Consider the following 19,739-nt stretch of genomic DNA (forward strand, 5'->3'; position numbering starts at 1 on the left):
TCTCAGCCGAAGGTGGCGCGTATGGCTTCCATCAACCCTTCCTGCACATCCTCGTCATCGCTGAGCGGCTCCACCAGAGTCGCCCGAGTCGCTTCCATGATGGGCATGCCGGCAGCGATCAGGGTGGCGCAATAGACCAGCAGGCGTGTCGAGACCCCCTCTTCCAGATCCTGGCCCTTCATGTCGCGCAGCCGTGCTGCCAGATTGACCAGGGCGCTGCATCTATCCGCCGACAGGCCGCTTTCCCGGGCCACGATATCCCGTTCCACCGCCGGGGGCGGGAAATCGAAGGTCTGGGCCACGAAGCGCTGGCGGGTGCTGGGCTTGAGCGACTTGAGGATGTGCTGGTAGCCGGGATTGTAGGAGACAACCAGCATGAAATCGTCCGGTGCCTCGAGCAGTTCGCCGGTACGCTCCAGGGGCAACAGGCGGCGATCGTCGGTGAGCGGATGCAGCACCACGGTGACGTCCTTGCGAGCCTCCACCACCTCGTCAAGGTAGCAGATGCCGCCTTCGCGAACGGCGCGGGTCAACGGCCCATCGACCCAGCGGGTCTCGCCGCCCTGCAGCAGGTAACGACCGGTCAGGTCGGCAGCGGTCAGGTCGTCGTGACAGGAGACGGTGAACAGCGGCTTGCCCAGTCGCGCCGCCATATGACTGACGAAGCGCGTCTTGCCGCAACCCGTCGGCCCCTTGAGCAGCAGCGGCAAGTGCTGGCGATAGGCCTGCTCGAACAGCTCGCACTCGTTGCCGACGGCGTGATAGTACGGAATCTCTCGATCGGACTCGAGAGACCGGGCGGAAGAGGATGACATAGGGACACTCCAGGGAAGGATCGGCGCCCGTGGCCTCGAAGGAGGCCACGGGTTGCTGCTTGGCTAGAATGACTCAGTAAGAGCCACTGGTCATCTGGGTACCGCCGGCCGGCACCTGTTCGCGAGCGCGACCAAAGACGGCGTAGAGGAAGAGCAGCGCGGCGACGGCCACAGCCACGCCTGCGCCGAGACGCATGATGTAGAACAGTACCAGCTGGTCTTGCACCTCCATGTAGTTCATGCCCAGCACACGCTGCAGGTGGGTCTGCACCACACCGGCGAAGGTCAGCGTGAAGGTCATGAAGGACATGGCGCCGGTCATGATCCAGAAGCTCCACATGTTGAGGATCTGGTTGTAGGGCTGCACGCGGCGAATCTGCGGCATGGCGTAGGTGATCACTGCCATGATCATCATCACGTAGGCGCCATAGAAGGCCAGGTGGCCGTGAGCGGCGGTGACCTGAGTACCGTGGCTATAGTAGTTGACGAAGGACAGGGTATGCATGAAGCCCCATACGCCGGCACCGAAGAAGGCTACCGTGGCGCTACCCAGGGTCCACAGCATGGCACTCTTGTTGGGGTGGTTACGGCGCCCCTTCCAGAACATGGTGAAGGCGAACATCACCATGGCGAAGAACGGCAGTACCTCGAGGGTGGAAAAGATGCTGCCGATGGGCTGCCAGTAGCCGGGCGCACCGATCCAGTAGTAGTGGTGGCCGGTACCCAGCAGGCCGGAGAACAGTGCCAGGCCGATGATGACATAGAGCCACTTCTCGATGACCTCGCGGTCCACCCCGGTCATCTTGATCAGCAGATAGGCCAGCAGGGACGCCATGATCAGTTCCCACACGCCCTCGACCCAGATGTGAACGATCCACCACCAGTAGAGCTTGTCCAGCGCCAGGTTGGCCGGGTTGAAGAAGGCGAACAGCCAGAAGACGGCAGCCAGCCACAGTCCCAGCATCAGGATCATGTTGACGGCGGTCTTGCGCCCCTTGAGCAGGGTCATGCTGGTGTTGTAGAGGAACATCAGGAAGGAGATGGTGATCAATACCTTGACCCAGAACGGCTGCTCGAGGAACTCGCGCCCTTCATGAATGCCGAACTGGTAGCTGACCAATGCGCCGGCGCCGGCGATGGCAAAGATGCCCAACTGGATGTAGGCCAGCATGGGGCTGTGGATTTCCCGCTCCGCCTCTTCGGGCATCAGGAAGTAGGTACAGCCCATGAAGCCGATCAGCAACCAGACGATCAATAGGTTGGTATGGCTCATGCGGATGACGTTGAAGGGCATGAATTCTGCCCAGAACTCAGGCAACACATAGACGGTGGCGGCCAGCAATCCGAAGACGACCTGCAGCGCGAATAGCGCCATGGCGACCGCGAAGAACGGATAGGCCACCCATTGCGTTTCATATTTCATCGGTTCGATGCTCCTGTTTTCTTGAACCCTTGATGTACGCGATCTATCAACCGGCCTTGGTGGGTGGCCAATCTTGGGTGTCGATGGAGTCGGTCCACTGGAAGAAATCGACCAGGGCATCCAACTCTTCCTCGCTCAGATTGAACTGCGGCATCTGACGACGCCCCGGCACGTTGAGCGGCTGCGCGTTCATCCAGGCCTTCAGGCCCGCGCGAGCGGCCTCGGGATTCTCGCGTCCCCCGTAGCGGTGCCAGACGTTGCCGAGCTCCGGCGCGAAGTAGGCGCCTTCGCCGATGAGGCTGTGGCAGTTGATGCAGCTGTGTTCTTCCCACACCTCCTTGCCATGCTTCACGGAGTCCGTCAGCGTCTCTTCGTTGGTGGATGTCGTCTTCATGTACCAGTGGCTGTGGGCCGTCAGCGCGGCGAACAGCAAGAAGAAAAACAGCGACCCGCCGAAGAAGATATTGCGAGCCGCCGATTTTGTAAGACCATCGGCCATGTGGTTCCCCCCCCTTTCATTATGTGGCGTTGCAGACCGGGCCTATTATCGGCATGATCGAGCACACCCTTAACATGCATCGAAAATACGTCTTAAAGATTATCCCACGTCTATACCCCGGTCAATTGCCAGGCTAGTATCTCGTCTTGATCGACGCCATTGAATCCATCTTTTCGCGCTTAACATGACTTCCGTCAATTTACTCGCATCTAGATGGCAGGCATCATCGTAGCCATCCAGCCTGGCGCGGCGTGTGGTCGCTCCAGGCTTTCTCAAGCCCAATAAGAGGCATTCTGGAGACTAGTTATGAGAATCCTGACCACCGCAGTATTACTGAGTTGTGCCACCTTCGCCCTGACCGCCCAGGCCGCGGGGGATGCCGAAGCCGGCGCCGAAAAGATCAGCGCCTGTGTCGCCTGCCACGGCAAGGATGGCCAGGCCACGGCCCCGATCTACCCCAACCTGAACGGGCAGTCCGCGCAATACCTGGAAAGCTCTCTCAAGGCGTATCGCGAAGGCCAGCGCAGCGGCGGCATGGCAGCGATGATGACCCCGCAGGCCCAGTCGCTGTCCGACGAGGACATCGCCGATATCGCCGCCTACTACAGCCAGCAGTAGCCCTGAAGCCGCAAGACCCTGCAGTGAACGGTCCGCCTCGTGCGGACCGTCGTCGAGTCAGCCTGATCATTCATACCCGAGTTCGATGCTCAACTATTGACGCCAATCAATACAGTCTCGAATCGTCGATGGCATGCTCCGCACCAAGCGTTGGCCATCGCCGGATCAAGCATCGGTGCCCTTTCCGGACACTCATCACCGGCGAATACCCATAGTTCTAGCCAGTATTCAAGGCACGACTCATGACCCCTGCACCTTACCTCCTACGCCTTGCCCAGACCGCAGTGACCCTCGTGCTGCTGTGGTGCCTGTCGCTCCCGGCCCTGGCCATCGAACTCGAGCAGGTCAAGAATGGCTTTCCCGACGCTCGGCGTCTCGTCGACGCAGAGTCCGATTTACCGGTCCAGGCGGTCATGAACGGCGATGAGGTGCTGGGCTATGTCTTCGAGAGCGTGGACATCGCACCGATTCCCGCCTACTCCGGCAAGCCGGTCAACCTGCTGGTGGGCATCGATCCTGCCGGGCAGCTGACCCTCGCCGAAGTGCTCGATCATTCCGAGCCGATCATGCTGGTGGGGATTCCCGAAGAGAAGCTGCAGAATTTCGCCGGCGCCCACACCAATTACAGCGTCAGCGACAACCCCAAGATCGGCGACAACCTGGATGCCATCTCCGGTGCCACCGTCACGGTGATCGTGGTCAACGACACCATCATGCGTGCCGCACGTCAGGTCGCCGCCAGCCTGGGCATCATCGAAGACCCCTCCGCTCAGCCCGCCGCCACGGTCAAGGCCGATGTGTTCGAGGAAGCCGACTGGCAGACCCTGACCGGCGACGGCACCATCCGCCGCCTGCGCCTGACCCACGGCCAGGTCGACGAGGCCTTCGTCGGCACGGCGGCCGAGAATTACATGCGCGGCCAGCCCGAGCCCGCGGACAAGACCTTCATCGATCTCTACTACACCTACCTCAATGCTCCCATGGCCGGGCGTAACCTGCTGGGCGATGCCCGCTATGAGGCGCTGATGGAAAGCCTCGAGCCCGGTGAGCATGCCGTCGCCCTGATGGCCAACGGTGACTACTCCTTCAAAGGATCGGGCTACGTGCGCGGCGGCATCTTCGATCGTATCGAATTGAGCCAGGATGGCCGCACCATCACCTTCCACGACCTGGATCATCAGCGGGTAGGCCGCTTCTCGCTGGACGACATGCCACGCATGACGGAAAAGGACATCTTCATCATTCGCGAGGAGGCCAGCTTCGATCCGGGCCGGCCCTGGCAGCTGGACCTGCTGGTGCGTCGTGCCTCCGGGCCGCTGGACACGGAATTCACTCGTTTCAGTGCCGACTACAGCATCCCCGAGGCCTATGTCGATCGCCCCGAGCCGGTGGTGGAGCGCCCCATCTGGGTCCAGGTGTGGTACGACAAGGCCTTCCAGATCGGCGTGCTCGGCGCGGGTCTTCTGGTACTGACCGGCGTGATGCTGTTCCAGGATGTGCTGGTGCGCTATCCGCGCATCTTCGAGCCCCTGCGCATCGGCTTTCTGGTCTACACCCTGGTGTTCATCGGCTGGTATGCCCTCGCCCAGCTCTCGGTCGTCAATATCCTGACCTTCACCCACTCGCTGATCACCGACTTCAGCTGGAGCTCCTTCCTGATCGACCCGATGATGTTCATTCTCTGGTCCTTCGTGGCGGTCAGCCTGCTGCTGTGGGGTCGCGGGGTGTTCTGTGGCTGGCTTTGCCCCTTCGGCGCCCTGCAGGATCTGGTCAACAAGGCGTCCCGCAAGCTGGGGGTCAAGCAGATCGAGGTGCCCTTCGGGCTGCATGAGCGGCTATGGGCCATCAAGTACATCATCCTGCTGGTGCTGTTCGCCATTTCGCTGAATTCCCTGGGCACCGCGGAGAAATTCGCCGAAGTCGAGCCCTTCAAGACCGCGATCACCCTGCGCTTCCAGCGCGACTGGCCCTTCGTGCTCTACGCCCTGGCGCTGGTGGCGGTCTCCATCTTCAATCACAAGTTCTACTGCCGCTACGTGTGCCCGCTGGGCGCCGGCCTGGCGATACCCTCGCGGCTGCGGCTTTTCGACTGGCTCAAGCGCCACCGCGGCAGCTGCGGTACGCCCTGCCAGATCTGCGCTCGCGAGTGCGAGGTAGGTGCCATCCACCCGGATGGACACATCAACGCCAACGAATGCCATTACTGTCTCGATTGTCAGGTCACCTACTGGGATGACCAGCGCTGCCCGCCCATGGTCAAGCGGCGCAAGCGTTACGAGAAGGCAGCCCGAGTTTCTGGAGGCAAGGTAGCCCAACCATTCGACCCGGCAGCGTCCGGCGCGGGAAGCGCCTCGCTGCAACGCATCCCCATCCACAACGAGGAATGAAGCATGAGTGAAGACAAGAAGAAGGAACTGCAGAGCCTGAGCCGCCGCCACTTCCTGCGCAACACCGGTGTCGCGGGCGTGGCCGGTGCAGGGCTCGCCGGCGGGTTCGGCAGTGCCGCACTGCTGCAAAGCCAGCGGGCCAAGGCCGCCAGCGAAGGCAACGGTGTCGAGATCGCCCCGGGTGAACTCGACGAATACTACGGCTTCTGGAGCGGCGGCCACTCCGGCGAGGTGCGCATCCTGGGCGTGCCCTCCATGCGCGAGCTGATGCGCATCCCGGTATTCAATATCGATAGCGCCACCGGCTGGGGCATCTCCAACGAATCCAAGCGGATCCTCGGGGACTCCGCACGCTTTCTCGCCGGCGATGCCCACCACCCGCACATCTCGATGACCGACGGTCGTTACGATGGCAAGTACCTGTTCATCAACGACAAGGCCAACACCCGGGTGGCCCGTATCCGTCTCGACGTCATGAAGACGGACAAGATCACCACCATCCCCAATGTCCAGGCGATCCACGGCCTGCGTCTGCAGAAGGTGCCGCACACCAAGTACGTATTCGCCAATGCCGAACTGCCGATTCCGCAGGTCAATGATGGCCGCGACATGGAAACGCCGGAGAACTACTACACCATGTTCAACGCCATCGATGCGGAGACCATGGAAGTGGCCTGGCAGGTGATCGTCGACGGCAACCTGGACAACACCGACGCGGACTACACCGGGCGTTTCGTCGCCTCGACCTGCTACAACTCGGAGAAGGGCGTGACCCTGGCCGAGACCATGCGCAACGAGCGTGACTGGGCGGTCGTGTTCGATGTTGAAGCGATCGAAAAGGCAGTCGAAGCCGGCGACTACAAGACCATCGGTGACTCCAAGGTGCCGGTAGTCGACGGTCGTGATGGCTCCAAGCTGACCCGTTACATTCCGGTGCCCAAGAACCCCCATGGCCTCAACACCTCGCCGGACGGCAAGTACTTCATCGCCAACGGCAAGCTCTCGCCGACCTGCTCGGTGATCGCCATCGACAAGCTGCCGGATGTCTTCGCCGACAAGATCGAGCCGCGCGATGCCGTGATTGCCGAACCGGAGCTTGGCCTCGGGCCGCTGCACACCACCTTCGATGGCCGTGGCAATGCCTATACCACCTTGTTCATCGACAGTCAGGTGGCCAAGTGGAACATCGAAGACGCCATTCGCAGCTACAACGGTGAAGAGGTCAACTACCTGCGCCAGAAGCTCGACGTGCACTATCAGCCTGGCCACAACCATGCCAGCCTGACGGAATCCCGGGATGCGGATGGCAAGTGGCTGGTGGTGCTCTCGAAGTTCTCCAAGGACCGCTTCCTGCCGGTTGGCCCGCTGCGCCCCGAGAACGATCAGCTGATCGACATCTCCGGCGAGGAGATGAAGCTGATACACGACGGCCCGACCTATGCCGAGCCTCACGACTGCATCCTGGTGCGCGCCGACCAGATCAACCCGTCCAAGCTATGGAAGCGCGACGATCCGTTCTTCGCCGAGACGGTGGCCATGGCCAAGAAGGATGGCGTCACCCTGGAGAGCGACAACAAGGTCATCCGCGACGGCAACAAGGTACGCGTCTACATGACCTCGGTGGCGCCGCAGTTCGGGCTGGAGAAGTTCACCGTCAAGCAGGGCGACGAGGTCACGGTGGTCGTCACCAACCTGGACCAGGTCGAGGACCTGACCCACGGCTTCTGCATGGTCAACCATGGTGCCCAGATGGAGATCGGCCCGCAGCAGACCGCCAGCGTGACCTTCACCGCCGACAAGCCCGGGGTGTACTGGTACTACTGCAACTGGTTCTGCCACGCGATGCATATGGAGATGTCCGGTCGCATGCTGGTCGAACCTGCTTGATGCAGGCTGAAGTTTGAGCAAGTAAAACACGGGCCGGGGGCGATAACGCTCGCCGGCCCGTGCCGCAGGAGCCCTGATGCCACGATTTCCATTGCCACCAGGCGCGCGATGCGTTCTGCTGGTCATTGCGCTATTTTCCCTGTCCAGTGCCGTCTTCGGCGCCGATTTGGAAGCCACCCCCGGACAATCGCCACAAGCCTTGATCGACAAGGCCAGCGACGGCGATCATCTGCATCTTCCCAAGGGCCGCTACCCGGGGCCACTCGACATCACTCGCTCCCTGCGGATCAGCGCAGAGGAACAGGCCATCATCGACGGCCAGGGAGAGGGTCATGCGGTGATCATCGATGCTCCGGAGGTGACGCTCGAAGGGCTCGAGATCGTCAACTGGGGCAAGAACCTCACCGACCTGGATGCCGGTATCTTCGTTACCGAACAGGGCACCAACAGCGTGATCCGTAACAACCGGCTCGAGGGGCCAGGCTTCGGCATCTGGCTGGACGCGGTCAAGGGCGTTCGAGTCGTCGACAACGTCATTCGCGGTGATACGGGGCTGCGGTCCCAGGACCGTGGCAACGGCATCCACCTGTTCAATGTGCAAGACGTGCGAGTTTCGGGTAACGATATCACCCGCACCCGAGACGGCATCTATATCGATACCAGCAGCAACAACGTATTGAGCCACAACACGCTCTACGATCTGCGTTATGGCATTCATTACATGTATGCCTACGACAACCGGGTGGAGGACAACCTGACTCACGATACCCGGACCGGCTACGCGCTGATGCAGTCCAAGCGCCTGACGGTGGTCGGAAACCGATCGGTGAACGACGACAACTACGGTATCCTGATGAACAACATCACCGGTTCGGTGATACGCGACAACCGTATCGAGGGCATCACCCAGCCCGTCGACGAACACGGCGAGGGCAAGCTCAGCGGCGGCGACGGCAAGGCCATCTTCGTCTACAACTCCCAGTTCAACGAGTTTCTCGACAACCGCTTCGCCAGGAGCGACATCGGCATCCATCTCACCGCCGGCTCGGAAGACAACGAGGTGGTCGGCAACGCCTTCGTCGACAATCGCCAGCAGGTCAAGTACGTGGCCACCCGCCCCCAGGAATGGTCCCGGGAGGACGGTGGCAACTACTGGAGCGACTACCTGGGCTGGGACCTGGACAACGACGGCATCGGTGATACCAGCCACGAACCCAATGATGCCATGGATCGCGTACTGTGGCGCTACCCTGCCGCGCGCCTTCTGATGCATAGCCCGGCGGTGCTGGCATTGCGCTGGGCTCAGCGCCAGTTCCCGGTGTTTCGCCCCGAAGGGGTGAAGGACAGCGCGCCACTGATGGTCGATCCCACGCGTGACGAGACAGAGACATGAACCAGATCATTACCTTCGACGGCGTAACCAAGCGCCATGGCGACGTCACGAGTCTTCACGCTCTCGACCTCGAGGTTCATGAAGGCGAGGTGCTCGCCCTGCTGGGCCACAACGGTGCCGGCAAGACCACCACCATGAAGCTGATCCTCGGCTTGATCGCACCGAGCGAGGGCGATCTCCAGGTGTTTGGCACGCCACCCCACGGCGCCGAGGCCGACCGGCTGCGCCAGCGACTGGGCTTTCTGCCCGAGAACGTGGGCTTCTACGAACAGCTCAGCGGTCGCGAGGTGCTCGATTACTTCGCCCGACTCAAGCGCGTCGACCGGCGCCAGATCGATGACCTGCTCGAGCAGGTGGGTCTCGGCGAGGCGTCCAGGCGTCGCGTCAAGACCTACTCCAAGGGCATGCGCCAGCGCCTTGGGCTGGCCCAGGCACTGCTCGGCGAGCCGCAATTGCTGCTGCTCGACGAGCCCACCACCGGTCTCGACCCCGCCGCGACCCGGGACTTCTACACCACGGTCAAGACCCTGCGCGACCAAGGCTGCACGGTACTGCTGTCCTCCCACGTGTTGCCGGGGGTCGAGCCCTACATCGATCGCGCCTTGATCCTCGGCGCCGGGCGCCGCCTGGCCCTGGGCAGCCTGGATGAACTGCGCCACCAGGCAGAACTGCCCTTGACCATTCGTGCCAAGGGCGACTGGCCATCCAACGAGCCGCTGTTCGAGATTCCGGAGGCCCGCAGCACTCCACAGCGGCTCAATGGCCATGCCTGCGAGTTTCGCGTTCACCCTTCGAACAAGATGGCCGTGCTGCGCCGTTTGACGACCACCCCGGGTGTCGAGGATATCGAACTGCTTCCTCCCACCCTGGAGCATCTCTACGCGCATTTTTCTTCTACCGTGTCATCTCGAGGTCTGTCATGAATGCCATCCTGACCGTCACCCGCAAGGAGTTCCAGGACGGCCTGCGCAATCGCTGGGTACTGGCCATCGCCCTGGTGCTGGCCATGATGGCAGTGGGCATCGCCTACTTCGGTGCCGCCGCCAGCGGCGGCCTGGGCTTCACGTCCCTGGCCACCACCGTGGTCAGCCTGTCGACCCTGGCGGTGTTCCTGATCCCGCTGATCGCCCTGCTGCTGGCCTATGACGCCATCGTCGGCGAACAGGAAGCCGGCACCCTGCTTTTGCTGCTCACCTACCCGCTGAGCCGTTCGGCGCTGCTGCTGGGCAAGTTCCTGGGCCATGGATTGATTCTCGGCGTCGCCACCACCCTGGGCTTCGGCATCGCCGGAGTCGCCATTGCCCTGGGCGGTAACGGCATCGACATGGGCGAACTCGCCGGCAGCATCGCCTTGCTGATCCTCAGCAGCGTCCTGCTCGGCTGGGTGTTCATCGCCTTCGCCTACCTGATCAGCGTCTGGGTGGTGGAAAAGGCCCGGGCCGCCGGGCTCGCCCTGATCGTCTGGTTCCTGTTCGTGCTGGTCTTCGACCTGGCGTTGCTGGCGCTGCTGGTCGGGGCGCAGCACGGTGGCGACTGGCTGCCCTACCTGCTGCTCCTGAACCCCACGGACTGCTTCCGGCTGATCAACCTGGCCGGCCTCGAAGCCGCCCAGGCCTACTCGGGGCTGACCGCCCTCGCCCGGGACAGCGCCTTTCAGCCGGAGTGGCTGCTGCTGATCCTGCTCGGGTGGATCGTCGTGCCCCTGGCTTTGGCGCTGCTGCGCTTTCGAAATCGCTCCGTATAGACAATCGAGGTCACTCAACCATGCCACGTCACTTTTCATTACCCTTTCTGCTGTTGGTTGCCATGCTGCTCGGCATCGGCCTCGCAGGCTGCAGCGAGGAGGCAGAGCAGTCCGTCCTGGCATCGCCGGAGCCCATCACCGATGGCGATGCCTGCCATGTGTGCGGCATGACGATCACCAACTTCCCCGGCCCCAAGGGGCAGGCCTTCATGAAGAACGATCCCGAGGCCCTGAAGTTCTGCTCGACCATGGATCTGTTCACCTTCCTCAAGCAGCCGGAAAACGAGACCCAGCTCAGCCATGCCTACGTGCACAACATCGCCGAGACGACCTGGGAAAATCCCGCCGACGATGCCTACGTCCGCGCCGTCGATGCCTGGTACGTGGTCGGCCACGACCGGCGCGGCGCCATGGGCCATACCCTCGCCTCCTTCGCCGAACAGGAGCAGGCCGAGGCGTTTCGTGGCGAGCACGGCGGCGAGATCATCCGCTTCGAGGACATCGACCTGGAGTTGCTGGGCAAGCTGGGGCGGGGAGAATTGCACTAAACTGGTTTCAAGACTTATATAAGGAAGAACTTGATGACTACTTCTCCTAAGCATGTGACGTTCAACGACGATAGTTTCTGGGTCGAACTCAGCGACGGGCGCACGATCGGTGTACCTCTGACGCGGTATCCGCGCCTGCTCAATGCCACCCAAGCGCAGATTGAGGCCTATGAGCTAAGCCCGCGAGGCATCCATTGGGATGCTCTGGACGAAGATATATCCATTGAGGGATTGCTGGCAGGCCGAGGTGATATGACCCGACGTCGCAACCATGTCGCTTGAACTCAAGCATTACATTCGCGCATGCCTACCACCAGAACCAGCCGTGGCTCCCCGCCACGGCGCCGGCGACGGTGATCAGGCTCACGGTCAACAATCCCCAGTGAAGCCCGTGTATCAACCGGAAGGTCGCCTGCGGCGCACGCTCGGCGCGTTCGTTGAACCAGCGGTGCAGGAAGAGCGGTTCGAAGACGAAGAGCATCAAGGTGAACAGCAGCCATACCGCGATCATGGCGTGTAGCCACCAGTAGCCCGGCAGCCAGAGCCGCTGCCAGCCCAGCAGATGCAGCATGTAGAAGCCGCTGGCGCCGGCCAGCAGCGTGGTGATGCGCGATTGCCAGGCGAAGCGTGCCTCCACCCTCTCGAAGAAGGCCACCGCCTCCTCGGGGCTCTTGAAGCGTTTCACGGCAGGCAGCAGCACGGTGGTGACCATGGCCACGCCGCCGATCCACAGCACCACCGCCACCACATGCACGACCCGCGCCAGGGCGAGTTCCGTCATGGCTGCCTTGCCCTCTCCTGCGGGTTCATACCGTGCGCGAGAAACGCTTCTCTCGGGAATCCGCCGCGATGTAGGCATCGAAGGCCATGGCCACGTTGCGCATCATCAGCCGTCCCTGGGAATGCAGCACCAGGGCGTCTTTCTCGAGGGAGATCAGCCTGTCGGCCACCAGCTCATCCAGGGACGCCAGGGCATCGGCGAAATAGTCCCGGAAACGGATGTCGTGCGCCGCTTCGATGTCGGCAAAATCGACCCGCCCGTGACACATCAGTTGATGGATGACGTCGCGCCGCAGCTGGTCGTCGTCGTTGAGCCGATAGCCGCGCTGGATGGGCAGCTGGTCTTCGTCGAGGCGCGCGTAGTACTCCGACAGCACCTTGGCGTTCTGGCTGTAGGTGTCGCCGACCTTGCCGATGGCGGAGACGCCCAGACCGATCAGGTCGCAGTCGGCATGGGTGGAGTAGCCCTGAAAGTTGCGCTGCAGGGTGCCGTTGTCCCGCGCCCGGGTGAGCTCGTCGTCGGGCAGCGCGAAATGATCCATACCGATATAGACGTAGCCCGCCGCCTGCAGGTGGTGGATCGTCAGCTCCAGCAGTTCCAGCTTGCGCTCGGGCGGTGGCATGTCCTCGGGTCGGATCAGTCGCTGGGCGCGGAAGGTTTCGGGAAGGTGCGCATAACTGTAGGCCGCCACCCGGTCCGGGCGCATGCTCACCACCTTGTCCAGGGTCGTGGCGAAGCTCTCGACGGTCTGCAACGGCAAGCCGTAGATGAGATCGACGCTGACGGAATCGAAACCCGCCTCCCTTGCCGCCTCGATCAGCTCCAGGGTCTGCTGCTCGCTTTGCAGGCGATTGACCGCCTGCTGCACGTCGGGGTCGAAATCCTGCACCCCAAGACTCAGGCGATTGAACCCCAGCCCGTGCAGTTCGTGGATCTGCCGCGCCGAGACGGTGCGCGGATCCACTTCCAGCGAGAATTCGCGCTTCTCGCCCCGCTCGAGGGTGAAAGCCTCATCGAGGGCGTTCATCAACTCGGCCAATTGATCGTTGGTCAGATAGGTCGGCGTGCCGCCGCCCAGATGCAGCTGGGTCAGCTTGCGATTCGCGTCGAAGAGCTCGGCCTGAAGCGCGATCTCGCGTTTCAGGTAGTCGAGATACTCCACCGCCTTGTCGGTCTTGTTGGTGATGATCTTGTTGCAGGCGCAGTAGTAGCAAAGGCTCTTGCAGAACGGGATGTGGATGTAGACCGATAACGGCTTCGGCGACGCATCGGCGTTGCTGCGCCTCACCGCATCCCGATAGTCGTCCAGGGCGAAGGCGGCGTTGAACCGAGGCGCCGTGGGGTAAGAGGTATAGCGCGGCCCCGGCCGGTCGTATTTCTCGACCAGGGCGCGGTCAAAGGTCAAATCATCTGGTTTCACGATGTCTCCAGGAAACTCAATGGAAGCTGACCGTGTCGCCTTGGCGATCGAAGGCCAGAAAGTTGTCGATGGTCCCCTGCTGCAGAGATTCCACCATGCGCTGCAAGGGCAGCTCAGCCTCGTCACTGCTGGGCGGTTCATGGCCATCGCCGGCCAGGGCGGCGGCAAAGACGATGTCCCATTCCACTTCGGTGCGCCGTGACTCCTCGACCAGGGCCGCCATGTCGCTCAACTCATCGAGCGTCTTGTCGACACACAGCACCGGCATCAACACCCCGCCCTCGCCACGCTCGAAACGCTCACGCTGCGCCGCACTGGGATGATCCGGCAACTCGGCCCGGGCAAACACGAACAGCAGGCGCTGAGGCTCTGGCTGTCGGCGGGCTTCCGTCAGCAGATCGGCAAAACTGGAAATGGACACGAGAACCTCCTTACGATTACAACAGTGCCAACCGGAACTCGCTTTCCCGAAGGCTCATCGGTGGTGCACTTCGCCGCGCCGTGCGGCTTGGTGTTTCAGGCCATGATCGGCACCCCTGAACAGGCAGGGCGTGACCAATAACCAGGCCAGGCTCCAGGCAAGAGCGGCACTCCACAGCAGCGCTAGATGCAGGGCTGCGACGTGAGGCGCAGCAAGTCGCAACAAGGTCGCCACCGCGATCAGCAAGGTGAACACCGGCACCCGCCATTCTCGCGCGAGATCCAGCGTCTGCCGGCCACTGGCCTGAAGCATGGCGGAACGCATCATGATAACACCCGAGAGCGTTCCCAACGCCCCCAAGGTCATGACATGGATCAAGCCCGATGTCATCTGCTGCAGCCATTGAGCGACCCCGTTGCTCAACAGCCCCGCCACCAGCCAGCCATAGCCTGCCCCCAGGCAGAGCAGATCAGGACGCCCCAGGCACCGCCACAACCGCCAGCGCAGCAGACGCACGAGCCCCAGCAGCCCTGTCAGGACGAGCATCGGCCCGGCCCAGTCGCGAGCGCCAGGCCAGCTCATCAAGGCGATGCCCAGGAGCATGCTCAGGATGAGCCCTCCTTCGAGCCGCGGTTGCACGCGCGCGTTCAAGGGCTTGCCTAGACGCTGGCAATGGCCCGCCACCGCCGGGGCGATCACCCGCCCGCCCATGAAAAGCATCAGCAGGGCCAGCAGCAATACGGCCTGATACACCAGGACATGCTGCGTGACTACCGCCGCCCCCGCATGTACCAGCCAGAACAGGATTGCTGCCAGCACGCAGATCGACAGCAGCAGCGGGCCCAGCAGGCGATTGCGCCACTTCCTGGCGGAGCGGAAGCGCGGCACGAGATGAACCGCGAGACCGAGCGCGAACAGCGTACCCAGAAGAGGCGATACGATACTGCCAGGTGCCAGCAGATACCCCAGCCGCGCACCGAGCCATAACCCGAACAGCAGCAGCAGGCGCCCGAGATGCAATGGCCCCAGCAGATAGCCTGCAATCACGGCCAGGGCAAACCCGAACAGCAACTCGCGCGCATGGCCGACACCGCTGCTGATGCCCGGCAGCAACAGAGGCCGATGGAACATCGCCCATAACGACAGGGGCACCAGGATCGCCGCATAGAGACTCGCCGCAGGGAAGAAGAGCGCCTTTGCCGGCAACTTGCGTTGACCGCCCAAACGGGCCTTGCCCTTGTGCACGGCCTTCCCCCTCATTAATATACATGAGAAATGCATCTTATACGGCTGGCCACTTCCGTGAAAGTCTGGCGTGGCGTCCGACTTGCTCGGCCTGCTTCACGGTCGGGCGCTGTCCACCCCAGCCGCCTCGCGGTCGCCGACTTCATCCTGACGGGCTCTGCACCGCATCAATGAACGGAAGGGAGTTACTGCTCGCGAGGATTACCCCATGCACATCACCCGCTACACCGACTACTCGCTGCGCGTGCTGCTTTATGTCGCGCTCAAGGGAGAAGAGCGCTCCACCATCAGCGAAATCGCCGAGCGCTACGATATTTCCCGCAACCATCTGATGAAGGTCGTTCAGGAACTCAACCACAAAGGCTATTTGCAAGCGATTCGAGGCAAGCATGGCGGATTGTTGCTGAAACGGCGCGCTCAGGACATCAATATCGGCGCTCTGGTCCGGGACACCGAACAGGATCTGGCCCTGGTGGAGTGCTTCGGCGACAACAACCAATGCGTCATCACGCCCGCCTGTCGCATCAAGACGGTACTCTTCGAGGCCCTGGAAGCCTTCTTCCAGGTACTCGATGGCTACACGCTCGCCGACATGCTGGAGCCGGAGCCATGCATGCGCAACGAATTGATCAAGCTCCTGCAGCTTCACGGCACACCTGACCCATCGAAGAACGTCAGCTCTTGAACACGTCGCGTATATCCCTTGCTTCCCAGTGAGGGAAGTACCTGCGGATCAATTCATTGAGCTCGAGCTCGAACCCCTGCCAATCGATGCTGTCGGCGGAATCCGCCGTGCGCCGACATTCGCTCACACCGCGCAACATTCCCACCCCGACGGTAGCATTGCTCAGGCGGTCGATGATGATGAAGCTCCCCGTGCCAGGGCTTCGCCGATAGTCATCCACCGGGACCGGAGCGGTCAGCTCCACCCGGCAGCGGCCGATGGCGTTCAACTCCAGGTGGTCGGCATGCTTGTGCTCCAGGGTGTTGACGTCGACCTGATGATCGATGGCGGCAATCTTGCCGGCGAGATCGCGGGTGGTCAGCTTGAAATCGTAGAGCCTGTCGATCTCCAGCGCCGTCTCGTGCATCCACACGATATCGGCCTCGAAGGCATTGGATAGCGGCACATCGGCATCCGCCGCGACCAGCCAGTCACCACGCGAAATATCGATCTCGTCGACCAGCGTCACGGTGATCGCCTGGCCCGGGTAAGCGACTTCCAGGTCGCCGTCGTAGGTGACGAGGCGGTCCACCCGGGAGACCTTGCGTGAAGGAAGCGCCTTGACCGTTTGCCCGGGACGCAGAATTCCGGCGGCCAGCGTGCCGCAGAAGCCACGAAAGTCGAGATCGGGGCGGTTGACGAACTGGACCGGCAGGCGCAGGTCGCTGAGGTTGCTGTCCCGGGCAATCTCGACGGTTTCGAGCAGTTCGAGCAGTGCGGGGCCGTCGTGCCAGGGCATGCTGGCGCTTGGATTGACGACGTTGTCACCCTCGAGGGCGGAGATCGGCACGAAGCGAATGTCCGGGGCATCGAGCTTCTCGGCAAACGTTCGGTAGTCGGCGACGATGGCGTCGAAGCGCTCCCGGGAGAAGTCGACCAGGTCCATCTTGTTGACGGCGATCACCAGGTGACGGATGCCCAGCAGGTCGGCGATGAAGCTGTGCCGGCGGGTCTGGGTCTGCACGCCATGGCGGGCGTCGATCAGGATGACCGCGAGGCTCGCCGTGGAGGCGCCGGTGGCCATGTTGCGGGTGTACTGCTCGTGGCCCGGGGTGTCGGCGATGATGAACTTGCGACGGTCCGTGGAGAAATAACGGTAGGCCACGTCGATGGTGATGCCCTGCTCGCGCTCGGACTGCAACCCGTCGACCAGCAGGGCCAGATCGACCTTCTCCCCGGTGGTGCCGCTGCTCCTGGAAGCCTGAGTGATCGCCGCCAGCTGATCCTCGTAGATCATCTTGGAGTCGTGCAGCAACCGGCCGATCAGGGTCGACTTGCCGTCGTCGACGCTGCCGCAGGTGATGAAGCGCAACAGGTCCTTGTTCTCGTGCTCGTGCAGGTAGTGCTCGATGTCGTCGGCGATCAAGCTGGATTGATGGGCCATAATCGTTTTCCGTTAATCTGTCACACAGGCGCTGAACGAAACGTCAGCGAGCGAAGGCCAGACCAGGCAAACATCAGCGAAAGAACGGACTGGGCTCGCATGCGAGTTTACGGGATGTAAATGAGGCTCTTGAGCTGATGTTTGACGCCGTATGGCTGAGCGCAGCGAGGTTTCGTCAGCGGCTAGAAGTAGCCCTCGCGTTTCTTTCTTTCCATCGAGCCGGCCTGATCATGATCGATGGCGCGGCCGCTGCGTTCGCTGGTGCGGGTCAGGAGCATCTCCTGGATGATCTCGGGCAGCGTGGCGGCGCGGGACTCCACGGCGCCGGTCAGCGGGTAGCAGCCCAGGGTGCGAAAGCGCACCCACTTTTCCTCGGGCACCTCTCCTTCGGCCAGCGGCAGGCGCACGTCGTCGACCATGATCTGCATGCCGTCGCGCTCGACCACCGGGCGCGGCGCGGCATAGTAGAGCGGCACGATGGGGATCGATTCGAGATGGATGTACTGCCAGATGTCCAGCTCGGTCCAGTTGGAGAGGGGAAAGACACGAATCGATTCGCCCTTGTCGATCCTGGCATTGTAGATATTCCACAGCTCGGGGCGCTGGTTCTTGGGATCCCAGCGGTGATGGCGATCGCGAAAGGAGTAGACCCGTTCCTTGGCTCTCGAGGCCTCCTCGTCGCGCCGGGCCCCGCCGAAGGCGGCATCGAAGCCGTGGTGGTCCAGCGCCTGCTTGAGCGCCTGGGTCTTCATGATGTCGGTGTACTTGGCGCTGCCGTGCTCGAAGGGATTGATATTGGCTGCACGGCCCTCCTCGTTGATGTGTTCGATCAACTCCATGCCGACCTCCGCGGCCATGCGATCGCGGAACTCGATCATCTCGCGGAACTTCCAGGTGGTGTTGACGTGCATCAGCGGAAATGGCGGCGTGCCGGGATAGAAGGCCTTGCGCGCCAGATGGAGCATCACCGAGGAATCCTTGCCGATGGAATAGAGCATCACCGGATTCGAGAACTCGGCAGCCACTTCGCGGAGGATATGGATCGACTCCGCCTCGAGCTGCTTGAGATGGGTCTGGTGTTGGGGCGAGGGCGCCACGGCTTGTCACCTCTCATGACGGACGCCCGGCAGTGGAAGGCGTCTCAGCGAAACGGGCAGCCTCGCCATCGACATGCGGGCTGGTCATGAGGGTACGTTATCGGGGCCACCACGATAACGTCAAAGAATTAACAAACCTCTTTTAATTTCTAAAAGAAATATATAGAGACGGCGGGTGCGCTCAGGGCTCTACCCGCTCGATCCAGGTCGACAACCTCTGGCCATGCATATCCACCACACGCAACCCGGGACGCGAGGCCTCATCGACGGCGAAGGCGGGAGAACCACCCAGGAACTGATCGGTGGTGGCAGGGCAACCATAGACCATGACCTCGCCCTGCCGGAGCGCGAGCGCCTGATGGATATGCCCACAAAGCACGCCACGCACCTGCGGGTATGGCGTCACGGCGTCCCAGAATGCCTCTCGGTCCATCAGGCCGATGGCGTCCATCCACTCCGAGCCGATCGATACCGGGGGATGATGCATGGCCAGCAAGCTGGGGCGATCGTCCTCTTCCAGGCACTGCGCCAGCCTTTCCAGCTGTGCCTCGCCCAGGGCGCCGTAGGCCTGCCCGTCGACCCGTGAATCGAGAATCAGCAATCGCCAGGCACCGAGGTCGACCTCGGTGTCGATCTCGTGCAGCTCGTGCATGAGCCGGGGTTGATCGTGATTGCCGGGGAACCAGGACCAGAAACAACCGAGGGACGAGAAAGCCTCATCGGCAAGGCGGTAGGAAGCCACGGTCTCGTCCTGGCTGACATCGCCACTCACCAGCACGACATCCGGACGCAGCGCCCCGGCCCGCTCGATAACCGCCCGCAGTTGTCGCAAGGGATACCCCACGCGGGAGCGTGCCCAGGCCTCGGCGTGGAGATGGCAATCGGTGATCTGGATCAGGCGCATCAACGCAGCTCAGGCAGGTACTCGGCATGTCCGTGCGCAAAACCGTGGTCCAGCCATTCCCCGAGAAAGCGGTTGAGTTGCAGCTTTTCGTCGGGCTGGTGCATGCGCGAGTTGGGATAGCGATAACGCCCGTTGAAGTGGCGCTGGCGCTGGAAATCGGTGACTTCGGCCATGCGCACGTCGTGGTAGAGGTGTACCAGCATCCGCGGCGTCTCGATGAAGGCATCCAGCACACCGGTCTGGGTCACACGCACGATGGTCGTGTAGGGGGCGCGTTCCAGAACCTCCAGCCAGAGCGTACCGAAACGACCCGACTCCCCCGCCAGCGGTACCTCGCGCACGTCGCCGGCATCAAGATCACCCAGCAGGCGAGTCATGCGCAGGTAATTGGCCGTGCACTCTCCCTGAAGTGTCTTGAGATCGGTTACATAGGCGGTTCTGGTCAATGA

The 19,739-nt window shown here is 62.3% G+C and carries 20 protein-coding genes; 9 read left to right on the top strand and 11 right to left on the bottom strand.

The features are described 5' to 3' along the window. Positions 1-2 precede the first annotated feature (2 nt). From BUA41_RS00895 to BUA41_RS00905, 3 genes are all read right to left on the bottom strand, one after another. Entirely contained in the window at positions 3-815 is an 813-nt protein-coding gene (locus BUA41_RS00895) for a CbbQ/NirQ/NorQ/GpvN family protein (protein WP_072818751.1), read from the bottom strand. Positions 816-888: 73 nt separating this feature from the next. Further along, positions 889-2,238 carry a cbb3-type cytochrome c oxidase subunit I gene (locus tag BUA41_RS00900; RefSeq protein ID WP_072818753.1) on the bottom strand — a complete coding sequence of 450 codons (1,350 nt, stop codon included), beginning with the start codon at positions 2,236-2,238 and terminating at the stop codon, positions 889-891. 46 nt (positions 2,239-2,284) lie between these two features. Next, the gene (locus BUA41_RS00905) at positions 2,285-2,737 is read right to left on the bottom strand and encodes a c-type cytochrome (protein ID WP_072818755.1); all 453 of its coding nucleotides are present in this window, start codon (positions 2,735-2,737) and stop codon (positions 2,285-2,287) included. Between the two features lie 306 nt (positions 2,738-3,043). Between BUA41_RS00905 and BUA41_RS00910 the strand changes: the two genes are divergently transcribed. The 8 genes from BUA41_RS00910 to BUA41_RS00945 all read left to right on the top strand — a co-directional run bounded on the left by BUA41_RS00910 (position 3,044) and on the right by BUA41_RS00945 (position 11,596). Then, positions 3,044-3,355, top strand: a complete 312-nt coding sequence (locus BUA41_RS00910; RefSeq protein ID WP_072818757.1) for a c-type cytochrome — start codon at positions 3,044-3,046, stop codon at positions 3,353-3,355. A 242-nt stretch (positions 3,356-3,597) separates the two neighbouring features. After that, entirely contained in the window at positions 3,598-5,742 is a 2,145-nt protein-coding gene (gene nosR, locus BUA41_RS00915) for a transcriptional regulator NosR (protein ID WP_084671002.1), read from the top strand. Between the two features lie 3 nt (positions 5,743-5,745). Then, on the top strand, positions 5,746-7,629 hold the full coding sequence (gene nosZ, locus BUA41_RS00920) for a TAT-dependent nitrous-oxide reductase (protein WP_072818759.1): 1,884 nt from the start codon (positions 5,746-5,748) through the stop codon (positions 7,627-7,629). Positions 7,630-7,705: 76 nt separating this feature from the next. Continuing rightward, positions 7,706-9,022, top strand: coding sequence for a nitrous oxide reductase family maturation protein NosD (locus BUA41_RS00925; protein WP_084671003.1), 1,317 nt, complete (start codon positions 7,706-7,708; stop codon positions 9,020-9,022). Continuing rightward, positions 9,019-9,945, top strand: coding sequence for an ABC transporter ATP-binding protein (locus BUA41_RS00930; protein WP_072818761.1), 927 nt, complete (start codon positions 9,019-9,021; stop codon positions 9,943-9,945). The genes BUA41_RS00925 and BUA41_RS00930 overlap by 4 nt, the downstream gene beginning before the upstream one ends. Then, a complete protein-coding gene (locus BUA41_RS00935; protein ID WP_072818763.1) occupies positions 9,942-10,766 on the top strand; it encodes an ABC transporter permease in 825 nt (274 codons plus the stop codon). Before BUA41_RS00930 ends, BUA41_RS00935 begins: the two co-directional genes overlap by 4 nt. Positions 10,767-10,786: 20 nt before the next feature. Next, positions 10,787-11,314: a nitrous oxide reductase accessory protein NosL gene (locus BUA41_RS00940; RefSeq protein WP_072818765.1), complete on the top strand. Its 528-nt coding sequence runs from the start codon at positions 10,787-10,789 to the stop codon at positions 11,312-11,314. Positions 11,315-11,347: 33 nt separating this feature from the next. Further along, positions 11,348-11,596 carry a DUF2442 domain-containing protein gene (locus tag BUA41_RS00945; RefSeq protein ID WP_072818767.1) on the top strand — a complete coding sequence of 83 codons (249 nt, stop codon included), beginning with the start codon at positions 11,348-11,350 and terminating at the stop codon, positions 11,594-11,596. Between the two features lie 25 nt (positions 11,597-11,621). On the opposite strand, the gene BUA41_RS00950 is transcribed toward BUA41_RS00945, so the two are convergent. From BUA41_RS00950 to BUA41_RS00965, 4 genes are read right to left on the bottom strand one after another with little or no spacing between them, the layout of a single operon-like run. Further along, complete coding sequence (locus BUA41_RS00950; RefSeq protein WP_072818770.1) at positions 11,622-12,095, bottom strand: hypothetical protein; 474 nt, start codon at positions 12,093-12,095, stop codon at positions 11,622-11,624. A 25-nt stretch (positions 12,096-12,120) separates the two neighbouring features. Then, on the bottom strand, positions 12,121-13,515 hold the full coding sequence (gene hemN / locus BUA41_RS00955) for an oxygen-independent coproporphyrinogen III oxidase (RefSeq protein ID WP_072818772.1): 1,395 nt from the start codon (positions 13,513-13,515) through the stop codon (positions 12,121-12,123). 16 nt (positions 13,516-13,531) lie between these two features. Beyond that, positions 13,532-13,936 (bottom strand): ribonucleotide reductase subunit alpha, encoded by a 405-nt coding sequence (locus BUA41_RS18835; RefSeq protein WP_072818774.1) that lies wholly within the window; start codon positions 13,934-13,936, stop codon positions 13,532-13,534. Between the two features lie 54 nt (positions 13,937-13,990). After that, positions 13,991-15,181 (bottom strand): NnrS family protein, encoded by a 1,191-nt coding sequence (locus BUA41_RS00965; protein WP_175546911.1) that lies wholly within the window; start codon positions 15,179-15,181, stop codon positions 13,991-13,993. A 208-nt stretch (positions 15,182-15,389) separates the two neighbouring features. Between BUA41_RS00965 and BUA41_RS00970 the strand changes: the two genes are divergently transcribed. Beyond that, positions 15,390-15,866 (top strand): Rrf2 family transcriptional regulator, encoded by a 477-nt coding sequence (locus BUA41_RS00970; RefSeq protein WP_072818778.1) that lies wholly within the window; start codon positions 15,390-15,392, stop codon positions 15,864-15,866. On the opposite strand, the gene cysN is transcribed toward BUA41_RS00970, so the two are convergent. The 4 genes from cysN to BUA41_RS00990 all read right to left on the bottom strand — a co-directional run bounded on the left by cysN (position 15,856) and on the right by BUA41_RS00990 (position 19,736). Then, positions 15,856-17,289, bottom strand: a complete 1,434-nt coding sequence (gene cysN, locus BUA41_RS00975) for a sulfate adenylyltransferase subunit CysN (RefSeq protein WP_072818781.1) — start codon at positions 17,287-17,289, stop codon at positions 15,856-15,858. The genes BUA41_RS00970 and cysN overlap by 11 nt on opposite strands. 182 nt (positions 17,290-17,471) lie before the next feature. Further along, positions 17,472-18,386, bottom strand: a complete 915-nt coding sequence (gene cysD / locus BUA41_RS00980; RefSeq protein ID WP_072818783.1) for a sulfate adenylyltransferase subunit CysD — start codon at positions 18,384-18,386, stop codon at positions 17,472-17,474. Positions 18,387-18,567: 181 nt separating this feature from the next. Beyond that, positions 18,568-19,290: a metallophosphoesterase gene (locus tag BUA41_RS00985; protein WP_072818785.1), complete on the bottom strand. Its 723-nt coding sequence runs from the start codon at positions 19,288-19,290 to the stop codon at positions 18,568-18,570. Continuing rightward, positions 19,290-19,736, bottom strand: a complete 447-nt coding sequence (locus tag BUA41_RS00990) for a DUF1249 domain-containing protein (protein WP_072818787.1) — start codon at positions 19,734-19,736, stop codon at positions 19,290-19,292. Before BUA41_RS00990 ends, BUA41_RS00985 begins: the two co-directional genes overlap by 1 nt. Positions 19,737-19,739: the final 3 nt, after the last annotated feature.

Source organism: Modicisalibacter ilicicola DSM 19980 (assembly GCF_900128925.1).
GTDB lineage: Bacteria > Pseudomonadota > Gammaproteobacteria > Pseudomonadales > Halomonadaceae > Modicisalibacter > Modicisalibacter ilicicola.